This window comes from Tsuneonella deserti (assembly GCF_014644315.1).
Classification (GTDB): domain Bacteria; phylum Pseudomonadota; class Alphaproteobacteria; order Sphingomonadales; family Sphingomonadaceae; genus Tsuneonella; species Tsuneonella deserti.
The window spans coordinates 632,623-646,089 of record NZ_BMKL01000001.1 but is presented as its reverse complement, the minus strand read 5'-3'; the positions used below and the strand labels follow the sequence as shown (position 1 = coordinate 646,089).

Genomic DNA, 13,467 nt, shown 5'->3' with positions numbered 1-13,467 from the left:
CGTTTTATTCCGCGGGCGCCGGCATTGCTGCGCCGGCGCGGCTGCGCAGCGCGCGCTTGAGCCGCACAAGCGGCGCGGTGACCAGCCCGTGCTCGTTCATCCAGGCGTGGTAGGCGCGGTACTTCGCATCCTCGGCCCACAGGTGTGCCTCTTCCGTCCGCGCGCGCCAGTAGTAAATTGCGCCGACCGCGCCCAGGCAGACGGTGTTACGCACCATATCCACCAGCGATCCGTTCACCACCAGGAACGGCAGCGTCGACAGCCACCAGAAGCTGTTCTTCGAAAGGTAGGCCGGATGACGGCTGAAGCGGTACGGTCCGCCCGTCAGGACACCGCGATAGGTCAGATTCGAGAACCGCAGGCCAAAAGCGAACGTCGCCCAGGCGTAGATCGCCGTGAGCGCCACCAGGAGTGCCGCCCACAGCCACATCAAGGTTGGATGGCTGGCGAGCCAGACCGTCCAGTTGGCGTCACCCCTCCCCGGTGTCCCCCCTTCGTAGCCGAGCATCCCGTTGCCCATGAAGGTGAACACGAAGGGCGGATAGCACATCAGCGCAGCCACCCAGCCGGCGAGCAGCGGATTGCCGCTGCGGATATGCGCATCGAGAGGACGGAAGGTGACGAGATAGCCGACGGTGCCGATCTGCACGTCGATCAGAAACAGCAAGGTAATCAGAGCCATGCCGAGCGCCCCCGGATCGCCCAGCATCGCGGCGTAATCGGCCTCGACCGCGGCCTGCCAACCGCCCGGCAGGATGGAGATCATGAATGCGCCGAAGAAACCCTTGATGATCCACGCGCGCCAGTGGCGCTTCACCTCGTCCGGGTCGAAATCCCGGCGCCCGGTCATCATGGCGCCGAAATGCCACGCATGGTCGCGCGGCTCGATCATGTAACGGTCGAGCCAAAGGACGTATGGCACCGCGAGCACGAACATCGGGAAGGCGGCCGCCTTCAACACCCCCATCGCAAAGAGGTAGGGTTCCGCCCAATACCACCGGCCGAGGCAGTAGATACCGGCGATGATGATCCACGTGACCCACAGCGCGCCGATCTTGAGCAGCGATATGCGCAAGGTTTCGCCCAAGGGGCGAGGACTGTTCCAGTCGATGCCGGTCGAGGGGCGCAGGTGCACCCGGTCGACGAGGATGGAAACCGCAATCATCGGGAGGACCGACCAGATCATCGCTGTCAGCGCGGCATAAGGACCCGCCAGACGCGCGCGGGGCCCGGGAATGCCCAGCCCGTCGGCCACTTGCGGCCAATGTCGGCAGACGAGGAACCACGCGAACAGGCCGCACAGCCCGGCCAGCCCGACCCACGGCGAAACGTCGCTCTGCGGGCGTGCTGCGGCGCGGCGGTTATCGGACGGGCTCATCACCCCCGATCCTTACCCCGCCAACGGTTAACAGGGCGGCAAAGGCGCCCCGTCCTTGCCCTCAGCGATAGGCGTGGATGACTCCATCGTCGTCGAGAAGGTAGAGCGTGTTGTTGGCCACCACCGGCGCCAGGCTGATCGGCGCCTTCACATCCTGGAACAGCGTCGCCGCCCCTTCGCCCGGGCTGACACGATAGACCTGGCCCAGCGAGTTGCCGACCCACAGTTGTCCGCCGGCGAGCACCGGGCCGGTCCAGAAGATCGGGTCCTTCTTCTTCTCGACGTTGCGCCACTGACCGAGGTCGGTGATCCAGCGGATCTTGCCGTTTCCGCGCGCGATCGCCAGCAGGCGCGCGTCGTCGGTCAGGGTGAAGATCCACTCGCCCGCGACCGCCGGGGTGGAGATGCCGGCCAGGTTCAGTTCCCAGATGCGCTGGCCGGTAACGAGCTCGTAGGCGGCCATGCGTCCGCCCTGCCCGAGCGCGTAAACCCGCCCGGAATCGATGATCGGGTCGGCATCGATGTCGGTCAGCGCGCCGACTTCGGTCGACATCGAGGTGCGGGCAAGCGCATCGGACCACAGCGAACGGCCATTCTCGTAGCGGTAGGCGACGAGTTCGCCGCTCGAGTAACCGGCGATGACCGTCCCCTGCGCCGCGGCCGGAGCGGCGACCCCGAACACGCCCGTCTGGGATACCGAGCCGGACTCGTTCCACTGCTGCTTGCCGTCGGCCGCGGAGAGGGCGAAAATCTGGTTGTCCTGTGTCATGACATAGACCGAGCCGAACGCGATCGTCGGCGAACCGCGAAGCGGCCCGCCCGGCTTGACCTTCCAGATCTCGCTGCCATTGGAAGCATCGAGGGCGAGCACCTCGCCCACGCCGTTGGTGACGTAAACGCGGTTCTGATCGTAACTAACACCGCCGCCGAAGTTGGCGGCGCTGAGATTACCGGCGACTTCGGTTGCGTGGGTCCAGCGGCGCGCACCGGTCTCCGCGTCGAAGGCGTTGACGACGCCTTCGCTGTCTTCGACGAAAAGCATACCGCCGCCAATGACCGGCGCCGCCGCCAACCGGCGCCGCTGGCTCGATCCAGCGATCTTCGCGGTCCAGGCCTGACTCAGGTTATCGCTCAGCGCGAGGTGGCCGTACGACTTGCCCGCGGTGCCGCCAGCCTGGGCCCACTCCGCGTTAACGGTCGCGGGCGGCAGGATCACGGAAACCCCGGCAAGAGAGGGATCGACTTTGGCGCTCTCAATCCGCGAAAGGATCGGGATGCGGTTGCCCACGGTCGGCGTGACCTTCTTGTCGCCGCCGCCGAACAGCCCCGCGCAGGCCGTTAGCCCGACGGAAAGGGCCAGCGCCAGGGCGACGCGGCCGGTGGTGGAAAGAGCCTTGGCGGTCGTCATCGGCTGTTGCTTCCTGGTCATTGTCATTCGGCTCCGGCGTTCTCTTTGAGCACCGTGTCGACATCGTCGATGGCGTCCACGCCGAGCAGCCCTGCCATCTGGCGGCTGCGCGACTTCAGCGAACCGGGGGTGTTCTTGTCTTTCGCGATGGCGGCAAACAACGCGCCCGCCTCCGCATTCTTGCCCTGGTCGAGGTAGGCCATCGCGACGATCTCGCCGGCCGGGGCGAACCAGGCGGAGCCGGGCACGGCCAGCGGCTTCAGGCGGGAGATCACGTCGCCCGGCGCCAGCTTGTCATAGCGGCTGGTGACGGCGCGAATCGTCGCCAGGTCGCGAAGCGCCTGCGGGGCGTCGCCATTGGTGGCGACGGCATCGTAGAGCTTTGCCGCCTCGTCGGGACGCGACTGTTCCATCGCTATGCCGGCCTTGAGCATCTGCGCAGCCACCTGAGCCCCGTCGGTGCCATCGGCGATCAGGGGATCAAGCGCGGACGATCCGCTGGCAAGGTTGCCGCGTTCCACCTGGTCCATCGCAGAGACGAGTGCCTCGGAATCGCGCTCCTTCGCGGCTTCCTGCCGGTTGTTCCAGAACAGGTACGCGGCAAATAGCGCGAGGCCGACGACCAGAATGATGATGAGCGGGCGACCATAACGGCGCGCGGCCTGGGCATACTGGTCCTGGCGCACGGCATCGTCCACCTCGCGCAGCAGGACATCCTCCTGCGCGGCCTGGGCGCGGGCGCGCTTGTCTTCGGATTCGGGCGAGCGTGCGGGTGGGAGAGCCAAGCGGTGATGCTTCTCGTTTCTGGAGCCAGGTTTAGCGCCGCCATGCGGTCGGCGCGTCTTTACCCGATGGGCCCGTCAATTCAACTTGGAAACCGGAGTGATGTCCGGTCGGTGAACACGATGTGAAGCGCGAACCCCGTCATGTCAGGGTCTCGCGGCCCATCGCGCTGGCGTAGAGCCTGCGGTAGGCTTCGATCATCGGCTTTTCATCGTAGCAGGCACGCGCACGCGCGCGGTTCGCTCTCCCCAGGCGGGCGCGAAGATCGCGGTCGGCGGCGAGTGTGGACAACGCCCCCGAAAGCGCCTTCTCGTCGCCCGCCTTGGATATAAGAGCGCGGTTTTCCTCGGCAACCATGACGGGAATGTCCCCCACGGCCGGCGCGGCGATGGCCTTGCCGGCGGCCATCGCCTCCACCAACGAAATCGGGAACTGTTCGCTGCGCGACGACAGCGCGAAAATATCGAACAGTCCGATGTAACGCGCCGGATCGCGGGCGAACCCCGGTAGGTGCACCCGGTCCTCGATCCCAAGCCGCTCCGCCTCGGCGCGTATCGCGTCCTTTTCAGGTCCTTCGCCCACTACGACGAGTTGCCATTGCGGCGGCAGCGGCGCGAATGCCCGCACCAGGGCGGTGAGGTTCTTGACCGGCCGCATGCCCGCCAGCGTGCCCACCCACAATTCACCGGGGTGCTTGATGATGCCGGGCAAGGCGTCCGCGCGGGGCGCCTTGGCGAAGGCAGCGGTATCGATCCCGTTGGGGACGTATTTCACGCGGCCGGCGGGTTGCGCCCATACGGAGAGCGCGATCTGCTCGAGCGTTTTCGAAGGCACGACCAATGCCCGCGCCCGGCCGAGCGCGATACGCCGGTACCAGTTGCGCCGCGCCTTCAACCCGGCTTGCTCGTCGGCGTTGAAGCCGTCTTCGTGATGGACCAGCGGCGGCAGGGAAAACACGTCTGCGAAGAGCGTGTGAGACAGTACCGCATCCATCGCGCCCCAATTGTAGGTCAGCACTAGATCGTACCCCCGCATCGCCTGCGCGAGGCGTTGGAGGCGGCGCGGTGTCGGCAGCCCCGTCAGCGGTGGAAACCCGGCGGGCCAATCGACCTTCAGCGCAGCGGACAACTCGCTCGCGGCCCCGGTCTCGCCCGGGATGCCCGAAACGATTGAATGGGAAATGGCGGGACCGAAAGCGTTCATCAGCCGGACCGCGCGGCGCTCCTTGCCGCCGGCGGCGAAGGTGGAATGAAGATGCAGGATGCGCGCCCCCGCGCTCTTCCCGGCGCTCATGCCACCTGCGTGAGCAAGCTGTCGATGGCAGCAAGGGATTCAGGTTCGGCGAGCGTGGGCGCGTGACCGGTGCCGGGAACGGTCACGACCTCCAGGCCAGGCATCCGCCGCTTCATTTCGTCGGCAGTCTCGCGCGACAGGATGGAGGAGGTTTCGCCCCGCAGCAGCAGCACTGGTCGGCCGGCCAACGCCTCGAATGCCGGCCACAGGTCCACCGATGGAGGGGCCGCGGCCGAGCTGAAAGGCTCGGCGATGCTCATGTCGTAATCGTAGGCGACGCGGCCGTTGGCGCCCAGCACCATCAGCCGCTTCGCCATGGCCAGCCAGTCCTCTAGCTCGAACCCCGGGTGGGCTGCCGCGTGCAGTTCCTGAAGGGCCCGTGCGGCATGGACCCAGGTCGGGAAGCTGCCGCCCTGGCCGACGTATTCGCGAATCTGGGCTATTCCCGCCTCGTCCAGCACCGGTCCCACGTCCACCAGGACGGCCGCCGCGATACGCGATGGATCTTCGAGCGCGAGCAACATCGTCATCAGCCCGCCCAGCGATGTGCCAACGGCGACGAACCGGGAAATTCCCTCCTGCCCCAGCAACTCCTTGAGATCGGCGACGTACTGCAGCGGATTGTAGCTGGCGCTGTCCTGCGCATAGTCGGACATCCCGCGTCCGCGCATTTCGGGAGCCAGTACCCGCCATCCCCCTGCAAGCCGCTCAGCGAGCTGGGCAGCATCGCGGGAGTTACGGGTCAATCCGTGTAGCGCGATCACCGGGGGCCGGTCCGCGCGCCCCGGATAGTCGCGGAAATGCAACCTCAGGCCGTCGGCCGACTGCCAGTAACGGTCGGACCATCCCTTGTCCCCACCAGGCTCGGCAAAGCCCGTCTCGGATTTGGCAGGATCGGAACTGTCTATCGGCACGCCTGTCATTCCTGGGCTCGAGCAATCGGACCCGGCGCTTGCATGGCCGCTTCCACACTCCCACTATTGCCCGATGCGAAGCGATCCGCAACCTGCTCCGGACGGTACCCGGCAAGGCGAATATCGCCCAGAGGCGCCGTTGCTCGACCTGGCCGGCTGGATTGCCGATCCGGTCGTGCCCGCGGATTTCCCCAGGACCGAGCTTCGCTGGCGCAACGACCGCTGGGCCGCAGCCGTCGGGCTTGCAGGATTGTCCGATGAAGCATGGGTGCGGCATTTCGGGCGGTTTGATCCGTTGCCCCACACCCTGCCGCACCCGCTGGCGTTGCGTTATCACGGCCACCAGTTCCGGGTGTACAATCCCGATATCGGTGACGGACGCGGGTTCACTTTCGCGCAGTTGCGCGATGCCGACGGACGCCTGCTGGAACTGGGCACCAAAGGTTCGGGCCAGACGCCGTATAGCCGAACCGCCGATGGGCGGCTGACCCTGAAGGGCGCCGTGCGCGAGTTGCTGGCCACCGAGATGCTCGAGGCGCTCGGGGTCGATACGAGCAAGACATTTTCGATCGTCGAAACCGGCGAACAGCTGTGGCGCGGCGACGAGCCCTCTCCGACCCGCTCCGCCGTGCTGGTGCGCCTGAGCCGGGGTCACGTGCGGATCGGCACCTTCCAGCGCCTCGCCGTCCTCGAGCAGAGGGAGCACATGGCAGAGCTGGTGGAATACAGCCTGCGGATTTTCCCCGGTCCGCTTCCTCCCGCCGATGCGCCCGGCCGCGACGAGCCGGCGGTGATCCTGCTGCACCAGGTAATCGAGCGCCTGGCCGATCTTGCCGCAAGCTGGATGGTCGCAGGGTTCGTGCACGGGGTGCTCAACACCGACAACATGAACATCTCGGGCGAAAGTTTCGACTACGGCCCCTGGCGCTGGCTGCCGCGGTGGGATCCCGGCTTCACGGCCGCTTACTTTGACCAGAGCGGTCTATACGCTTTCGGCCGGCAGCCGGAGGCGCTTTACTGGAACTGCGGCCAACTGGCGATTGCCCTGCGCATGGTTGCCGAGGCTGAACCGCTGCGTTTCGCGCTGGAGCGGTTCGGACCGCTGTACATGGCCAGCGTCAGGCGCCGGTGGCTGTGGCGGCTTGGGCTCGAAAGCCGCGGGGAAGAGCGCGATGGCGCCTTGGTCGCGGCCTCGGAAGCGGCAATGCGCGAAACCGGTATGTCGCCCGACGCGTTCTTCCGCCAGCATCGCTTCGGGCAAGCGGCTGACGGCGACCTTGCGGAGGCCATGTCGGGATACGAACCCGCGGCGGAGGCGCTGTCGGTTGACGACGTTCCGCCTTCGCTGGTGATCGAGGAAGTCGAGCGGCTATGGTCCTCGATCGCCGACCGCGACGACTGGCAACCGCTGTTCGATACGATCGGCCGCATCCGGAACCTCGGGGTGCGGCTTGGCCCTGCCCCGCCGCCAGCCGGCTCCGGTCCATACCAGGACTAACGGGCGCATGGCTGGCGACGCTGCGGCCATCGGCGGTTGTTTTTGCTCGCATTAAGCCCAAACTTACTTTGCGCAGCCCTCGTCGCCCGTTTACGGATGCCGCGTGGCCACTAACGAAATCATTTCCCACGAGCCTGCGACCGGTGCCGCCTTGTGGCGCGGAGAGATCAGCGACGTCGACCAGGCTGTCGACCGCGCGCGCCGGGCCTGGCCCGCATGGGCCGCGCTTCCTCTCGCCACCCGCATCGAACTCTGCCGCCGTTTCGCGAACGAAGTGCGCAAGGTGCAGGATCAGTTCGCCGAACTGATATCGCGCGAGACCGGCAAGCCGCTGTGGGAAGCACGGACCGAGGTCGAATCGGTCATCGCCAAGGTCGATATCTCCGTCAGCGCATATGCCGAGAGAACCGGCCAGAAGAAGCTCGACGGAGGGCTTCAGGGGAACAGCGCCGTCCGCCACAAGCCGCACGGGGTCATGGCGGTGCTGGGGCCGTACAACTTTCCTGCGCACCTGCCCAACGGCCACATCGTCCCGGCGTTGATTGCCGGCAACGTGATCATCTTCAAACCGAGCGAGAAGACGCCCGCGGTTGGAGAATTCCTGGTGGGATGCTTCCATCGCGCGGGCTTCGCGGCGGACGTCGTCCAACTGCTGGTCGGCGCGGCGGCAGAGGGACAGGCGCTCGTGGCCCACCGCGACATCGACGGGGTGTTGTTCACCGGCAGCGTCCAGGCCGGAATCGCCATCAACCGGAAGCTGGCGACCAACCCGGGCAAGATCGTCGCCCTGGAGATGGGCGGCAACAACCCCATCGTGGTGGTCGATACTCCCAAGGTCGCCGATGCCGCCGCGTTGGTGATCCAGAGCGCCTTCACCAGTGCCGGCCAACGCTGCACCGCCGCGCGGCGGCTGATCGTGAAGGCGAGCATGTACGACGCGCTTGTCGGAGAGGTAAAACGCCTCGCCGACCGGATCGTGTTCGACCAGCCATTCGCCGACCCGGCCCCCTTCATGGGGCCGGTGATCGACAACCAGTCCGCCGACCAGCTTTCCGAAAGCTTCTTCTATTTCCTCTCAAACGGGGGGCGCCCGATCAAGCACATGCTCCGGCCGAGCGAAGACCTGCCGTTCGTCAGTCCCGCGATCATCGATGTCACGGCGATGAAGGAGCGCCCCGACGTCGAGCTGTTCGGCCCGCTGCTTCAGGTCATCAAGGTCGACGATTTCGATGCGGCCATCGCGGAAGCGAACAATACCCGCTTCGGCCTGTCCGCTTCGCTCGTCGGAGGAAGCCCGCAGGACTACAATCGCTTCTGGGCGAACGTGCGTGCAGGCATCATCAACTGGAACCGGCCCACCAACGGCGCCAGCAGCAAGGCGCCGTTCGGCGGTACAGGCTTGTCAGGCAATCACCGGCCGGCTGCGTTCTACGCCGCGGACTACTGCGCCTATCCGGTCGCAAGCACCGAGATGGATCAGCCGCGCGCGAGCATCGGCGTGGGCTTGCGCGAAGAGACGCGCAAAGCCTAGCCCGTCACCGTCGCCAGCTCGACCCTCGTTTCACCGGCGGTTTCACTGAGCCGCAAGTCGAACGCCGCGCCCGCCCGATTGCCCTGCAGGACTGCGCTGTCCCCGGCGACCCGGCGCTCCGGTTTAAATCCCGCCGCCTTCGCCCGTTGCCAGTAGAAGGCCAGAACCTCCTCCCCCGGTACGGGAGTGGTGAAGACGACCGCGACGACGCGGCAACCGTTCCCCTCGCCCCCGGTCGCGGCGATCGTCGCCCCGCGCGGATAGACAGGCAGCGCAGCCGGCAGGCGCGCCGCCCAGATCGTCGATCCGTCGAGGCGGGCCCTGCACGCGGTCTTGTCCTCGAGCAGCGCCAGATGATCGCCGGGCGTGTGTCCGGGCGGGAGTGGTTCGACCTTGCCCGAGGGCCGTGGGATTTCGCCATGCTTATCCGCACTACCGATCAATACGGCAGCTTCCGCGCGGGCGGCGGCGACCGCATCTGCCGAGGTAGGCACCACGGGCAGCCCACCGTCGGTGACGACGGTGAGCGCCGCCGCGCCCTCGTTGCGGGTGGAAAGGTCCGGGTCGGTCATCAGCGGATCGCCCAGCGCCTGGGCGATCGCGGGGTCCTGCGGCTCGATCGCAGCAGGAGCGGTTTCTTTGCCGCATCCGGCAAGCATGGCCGCCAGCAACAGAACGGTGGAAGCAACGCGAACCATGCACCCTGGCCTAGCGCAATACCTTTACTCACGGAAGAAGGCGCCCCCTGCCGAAGCAGGAGACGCCTTCCGCGATCCCCAGGGGGTTCGCGCTTGCGCGGCAGTGGGTGGGCACGGCCGCGAAGCTTGCTTTTGCGCTAAGCCATCAGCGGCAGCGGGTGCTGCTCTTGTCGATTGCGCGGCCGAGCAGAGCGCCGCCCGCCGCGCCCAGGATCGCACCGAGCGTCCGGTCGCCGTTGCGGCCGGCGATCTCGCGGCCCAGCAGGGCTCCGCCCGCGCCGCCGATCAACAGGCCGGTCGTCCCGTTGGAGCGCTTGCAGTAATACTGGCCGTTGTCGCCCCGCCACACGCGGGTGTTCGCGTAAACCGGCTCGCCGTAGTAACTCTGCTGATAATTGCCGCCGCCGTAATAACGGTTTGCAGAGCGCTCGTAACGGCGATGACGGTCGCGGCCGTGGTTAACGGCCATATCGCCCCACACCGCGCTGTGTGCGTAGGCCGCGCTATGCGGAGCAGGGGCAGCCATGGCGGGAGCGGCGAGCGCGAGGCCGGGGACGGCCATCAGCAGCGCGGCGCGCGTGAATACGGTGTTCTTCATCGGGTTATCCTTTCATTCTCTCGCGACCAGGAGCGTGAGTGTCACCCCGTTTGCCTGTTCAGGAATAGAACCCTCTACCTGAACAGGCAGCAACCGAGCTTTCAGGTTCAAAGTTTTTTCGAAGCGCGGTCCGGCCAGGATTTCCGTTGGGAAAGCGCCGCTTGTGAGCGAGGGGCCGCAGGCCTAGAGGCCGCGGCAACATGAACGATGCGTCCTCCCCTGCCCGGTCAGGCCTCCCCGCTGCCCTTGGAGCGTACCTGATCTGGGGTTTCCTCCCGCTCTACCTCATATTCGTGAGTGCGGTGCCGCCGTTCGAGTTCGTCGCCTGGCGGATCATCTGGACCCTGCCACTGTGCCTCGTCATCGTCTCGTTGCGGCGACAATGGCCCGAGATACGCGCTGCCCTGGGATCGCCGCGGGTACTCGCCACTCTCACTGCCAGCGCCGCCCTGATCGGGATCAACTGGCTGGTGTACATCTGGGCGATCCAGACCGGCGAAGTGTTCGCGGCAAGTCTTGGATACTACATCAACCCGCTCATCAACGTGTTGCTCGGCACCCTCCTGCTGGGCGAGAAGCTGACCGCGCGCGGGTGGGCGGCAGTCGCAATCGCCGGCGCCGGGATCGCGTTGCTGCTCGGAGGCGCGCTTACCACCTTGTGGATCAGCGTGACGCTTGCCCTGAGCTTCGGCGCCTACGGCCTCCTGCGCAAGCGGGTGCCGGTCGGCGCCCTGCCCGGGTTGACGATCGAGTCGCTGATCCTGCTGCTTCCGGCCTTCGGCACCGTCGCGTGGTTCGCAAGCACGCCCGCAGGCGCCTCGTTCGGCCACGAATGGTCGCTCAGCCTGCTGATTGTCTTGGGGGGCGCACTGACGGCCATCCCGTTATGGCTGTTCGCGGTCGCGGCGCGGCGGATGGCCTATTCGACGCTCGGCTTCGTCCAGTTCCTCTCGCCCACGATCGTCTTCGTGCTGGGCCTCACCGTTTTCCACAAGCCGCTGCTGCCGGTACAACTGGCCGCGTTCGTCGCCATCTGGATCGCGATCGCGGTCTTCGTGTGGGACTTGCGTGCTAGCCGGACGCCAATCGCCACCTGAGCGTCTCGCCCGCGTGAAACGGCACCACCGGCGTGCCGCAAGCGTCGATCACCTCGGGCACAACGTGATCCTCGCGCACCAAAGTGACCGAACTCTCGTTGGCCGTTAGGCCGTAGAACGCCGCGCCGTCGAGCGAGGCGAAGCTTTCGAAATTCCCGAGCGCGTCCTCGTCCTCGAACACTTGCAGATAGCTCTCCAGCGCGAACGGCGCATTGAAGATGCCGGCGCATCCGCAGGCGGATTCCTTGTCGCCGCGCGCGTGCGGCGCGCTGTCTGTGCCGAGGAAAAACTCGCCCGAGCCGGAAGTGGCAGCCTTGCGCAGCGCGAGGCGATGCTTCTCGCGCTTGGCCACGGGCAGACAGTAGGCGTGCGGGCGCATGCCGCCGACCAGCATGGCGTTGCGGTTGAGGTGAAGGTGTTGCGGCGTGATGGTGCCCGCCACGTTGTTGCCCGATCCCTGGACGAAGGCGACCCCTTCTTCGGTCGTCACATGCTCGAGCACCACCCTCAGCCGCGGAAACCGGCGCACGATCCGCTCCAGGTGGCGTTCGATGAAAACCGCCTCCCGATCGAAGATGTCGATTTCCGGATCGGTCACCTCGCCATGGACGCACAGCACGAGGCCGGATTCCTCCATCGCGGCGAAAACCGGATCGAGCCTGGCGATGTCGCTCACTCCGTGGGCGGAATTGGTGGTCGCATTGGCAGGATAAAGCTTCGCCGCAACGAGCACGCCTTCGTTCTTTCCTGCCGCGAGATCGGCAGGATCGCTATCGTCGGTGAGATAGGCTGTCATCAGCGGTTCGAAATCCGCATCGGCCGGAAGAGCCGCCAGGATGCGCTCGCGATAAGCGCGCGCCATCGCCGTGGTTGTCACCGGCGGAGTGAGGTTCGGCATGACGATCGCCCGTCCGAACTGGCGCGCGGTCCACGGCGCGACGCCGCGCAGCATGTCCCCGTCGCGAAGGTGGACGTGCCAGTCGTCGGGGCGGCGGATGGTGAGGGATTCGGCCATGGCTTTCCCTTATGCGAGGCCGCTCCTATCTGTCACCCATGCCTGCTACCCGCCTGTTCGAACGCGCCGTCGTCCGTGTCGCACCGCAAGCCCCAGGCGAAGATGCAGGGGCCTTTCTTCAAGGGCTCCTGACCAACGACGTGACCGGCCCGTTGCCGGTCTATGCGGGTCTGTTGACCCCGCAGGGAAAGACCCTGTTCGACCTGATCGTCTGGCCCGGTGCGCCGGGAGAGCTGCTGCTCGATTGCGAAGCCGCCACCGCTGACGAGCTGGTTCGGCGGCTATCGCTCTACCGCCTGCGCCGCCAGCTTCGCATCGAGCGTGACGATACGGTAACCGTACATTGGGCGCCCCACACGGGTGACGGCGGTGCGAGCGATCCGCGCCTTGCATCACTGGGTGAACGCTGGCTCGCCCCGGCATCGTCGGATGATGAGCCTGCCGACAAGGCATGGCACGCCCACCGTCTCTCGCTGGGCGTGCCCGAGGGTCGCGCAGAGCTGGGCGACGTACTGTGGCTGGAAACCAATGCGGCCGAACTGAACGGCGTCAGCTTCACCAAGGGTTGCTATGTCGGCCAGGAGAACACCGCGCGGATGAACTGGCGCCAGAAAGTGAACCGGCGGCTGATCGTGGTCCCGCTCGACCATTCCGACGAACAACGCCGCAAGGCCGTCTATCCCGAGCTTGGCCTGGCGGTCGATCACCTGCGGACCGAGAGCATCGATGCCGCGCTCTTGCCCGAGTGGATGGGCGTCGAAACGGATTAAGTCCCGCCGGATGGCGGGGTGAAGCTGCGCCGATCGGTCCACGCGCAACCCTGGCGCTGCTCGCCCGACACTTCGAGCGTGACCGTGAACGGATACACCCGGTCGCTCATTCCATCGGAGCACTGCCCCTCCGTGACCGCCATGCGAAACGGCTGGCCTTGCAGGCTTCCGCTCCACGATACACCGCCCCGACCGGCAAACCTCTCGACCGTGACCGGCTCTCCATCCGGATTTTCCGGAGTGGAATATGTCAGGTTGTTGCCTGTCACGCGCCCACCCCAGAAAGGTTCGGTGCCGGTGAACTGGACCGTCTCGTTCGCGCGAATTCCCTCGTAGGGCTGGAAGTCGCTCGTATCGCCGGGGACGCCTTGCGAGCTTGCCGGCGCCGCCTGCGATGAAGAGCCAGTCGGGCCTTCGCCGCCAGCCTCGTGGGTCGATCCGCAAGCGCCCAAGGTCAAACCCGTGGCGAGCAAAGCCAGCCGCG

General features: G+C 66.5%; 13 protein-coding genes. 4 read left to right on the top strand and 9 right to left on the bottom strand.

Annotated elements, in window-relative coordinates:
- Positions 1-4: 4 nt before the first annotated feature.
- The 5 genes from IEW58_RS02885 to IEW58_RS02865 all read right to left on the bottom strand — a co-directional run bounded on the left by IEW58_RS02885 (position 5) and on the right by IEW58_RS02865 (position 5,776).
- The gene (locus IEW58_RS02885) at positions 5-1,378 is read right to left on the bottom strand and encodes a methyltransferase family protein (protein ID WP_188643743.1); all 1,374 of its coding nucleotides are present in this window, start codon (positions 1,376-1,378) and stop codon (positions 5-7) included.
- A gap of 61 nt (positions 1,379-1,439) precedes the next feature.
- On the bottom strand, positions 1,440-2,807 hold the full coding sequence (locus IEW58_RS02880) for an outer membrane protein assembly factor BamB family protein (protein ID WP_506016861.1): 1,368 nt from the start codon (positions 2,805-2,807) through the stop codon (positions 1,440-1,442).
- Between the two features lie 2 nt (positions 2,808-2,809).
- Positions 2,810-3,571 carry a tetratricopeptide repeat protein gene (locus IEW58_RS02875; RefSeq protein ID WP_188643742.1) on the bottom strand — a complete coding sequence of 254 codons (762 nt, stop codon included), beginning with the start codon at positions 3,569-3,571 and terminating at the stop codon, positions 2,810-2,812.
- 139 nt (positions 3,572-3,710) lie between these two features.
- Entirely contained in the window at positions 3,711-4,862 is a 1,152-nt protein-coding gene (locus IEW58_RS02870; RefSeq protein ID WP_188643741.1) for a glycosyltransferase, read from the bottom strand.
- Positions 4,859-5,776, bottom strand: coding sequence for an alpha/beta fold hydrolase (locus IEW58_RS02865; protein ID WP_308419251.1), 918 nt, complete (start codon positions 5,774-5,776; stop codon positions 4,859-4,861). Before IEW58_RS02865 ends, IEW58_RS02870 begins: the two co-directional genes overlap by 4 nt.
- A 73-nt stretch (positions 5,777-5,849) precedes the next feature.
- Here IEW58_RS02865 and IEW58_RS02860 point away from each other — a divergent pair, with 73 nt between their 5' ends.
- Together IEW58_RS02860 and astD are read left to right on the top strand one after the other, a co-directional pair.
- Positions 5,850-7,274 carry a protein adenylyltransferase SelO family protein gene (locus IEW58_RS02860; protein ID WP_188643739.1) on the top strand — a complete coding sequence of 475 codons (1,425 nt, stop codon included), beginning with the start codon at positions 5,850-5,852 and terminating at the stop codon, positions 7,272-7,274.
- Between the two features lie 103 nt (positions 7,275-7,377).
- Positions 7,378-8,805 (top strand): succinylglutamate-semialdehyde dehydrogenase, encoded by a 1,428-nt coding sequence (astD, locus tag IEW58_RS02855; protein WP_188643738.1) that lies wholly within the window; start codon positions 7,378-7,380, stop codon positions 8,803-8,805.
- On the opposite strand, the gene IEW58_RS02850 is transcribed toward astD, so the two are convergent.
- Positions 8,802-9,503, bottom strand: coding sequence for a hypothetical protein (locus tag IEW58_RS02850; RefSeq protein ID WP_188643737.1), 702 nt, complete (start codon positions 9,501-9,503; stop codon positions 8,802-8,804). The two genes, astD and IEW58_RS02850, sit on opposite strands and share 4 nt — an antisense overlap.
- Before the next feature lie 145 nt (positions 9,504-9,648).
- Positions 9,649-10,101, bottom strand: a complete 453-nt coding sequence (locus tag IEW58_RS02845; RefSeq protein WP_229658408.1) for a glycine zipper 2TM domain-containing protein — start codon at positions 10,099-10,101, stop codon at positions 9,649-9,651.
- A 200-nt stretch (positions 10,102-10,301) separates the two neighbouring features.
- On the opposite strand from IEW58_RS02845, the gene rarD reads away from it, so the two are divergent.
- The gene (gene rarD, locus IEW58_RS02840; RefSeq protein WP_188643736.1) at positions 10,302-11,198 is read left to right on the top strand and encodes an EamA family transporter RarD; all 897 of its coding nucleotides are present in this window, start codon (positions 10,302-10,304) and stop codon (positions 11,196-11,198) included.
- On the opposite strand, the gene pyrC is transcribed toward rarD, so the two are convergent.
- A complete protein-coding gene (gene pyrC / locus IEW58_RS02835; protein ID WP_188643735.1) occupies positions 11,173-12,213 on the bottom strand; it encodes a dihydroorotase in 1,041 nt (346 codons plus the stop codon). The two genes, rarD and pyrC, sit on opposite strands and share 26 nt — an antisense overlap.
- A gap of 38 nt (positions 12,214-12,251) precedes the next feature.
- Here pyrC and ygfZ point away from each other — a divergent pair, with 38 nt between their 5' ends.
- Positions 12,252-12,983 (top strand): CAF17-like 4Fe-4S cluster assembly/insertion protein YgfZ, encoded by a 732-nt coding sequence (gene ygfZ / locus IEW58_RS02830; RefSeq protein ID WP_188643734.1) that lies wholly within the window; start codon positions 12,252-12,254, stop codon positions 12,981-12,983.
- On the opposite strand, the gene IEW58_RS02825 is transcribed toward ygfZ, so the two are convergent.
- Positions 12,980-13,441 carry a COG3650 family protein gene (locus tag IEW58_RS02825; protein ID WP_229658407.1) on the bottom strand — a complete coding sequence of 154 codons (462 nt, stop codon included), beginning with the start codon at positions 13,439-13,441 and terminating at the stop codon, positions 12,980-12,982. The genes ygfZ and IEW58_RS02825 overlap by 4 nt on opposite strands.
- Positions 13,442-13,467: the final 26 nt, after the last annotated feature.

Excerpts from the sequence above, each read along its gene's own strand:
- IEW58_RS02885 (WP_188643743.1), bottom strand. The coding sequence starts at position 1,378 with ATGAGCCCGTCCGATAACCGCCGCGCCGCAGCACGCCCGCAGAGCGAC.
- IEW58_RS02880 (WP_506016861.1), bottom strand. The coding sequence starts at position 2,807 with ATGACCAGGAAGCAACAGCCGATGACGACCGCCAAGGCTCTTTCCACC.
- IEW58_RS02870 (WP_188643741.1), bottom strand. The coding sequence starts at position 4,862 with ATGAGCGCCGGGAAGAGCGCGGGGGCGCGCATCCTGCATCTTCATTCC.
- IEW58_RS02860 (WP_188643739.1), top strand. The coding sequence starts at position 5,850 with ATGCGAAGCGATCCGCAACCTGCTCCGGACGGTACCCGGCAAGGCGAA.
- IEW58_RS02850 (WP_188643737.1), bottom strand. The coding sequence starts at position 9,503 with ATGGTTCGCGTTGCTTCCACCGTTCTGTTGCTGGCGGCCATGCTTGCC.
- IEW58_RS02845 (WP_229658408.1), bottom strand. The coding sequence starts at position 10,101 with ATGAAGAACACCGTATTCACGCGCGCCGCGCTGCTGATGGCCGTCCCC.
- rarD (WP_188643736.1), top strand. The coding sequence starts at position 10,302 with ATGAACGATGCGTCCTCCCCTGCCCGGTCAGGCCTCCCCGCTGCCCTT.
- pyrC (WP_188643735.1), bottom strand. The coding sequence starts at position 12,213 with ATGGCCGAATCCCTCACCATCCGCCGCCCCGACGACTGGCACGTCCAC.
- ygfZ (WP_188643734.1), top strand. The coding sequence starts at position 12,252 with ATGCCTGCTACCCGCCTGTTCGAACGCGCCGTCGTCCGTGTCGCACCG.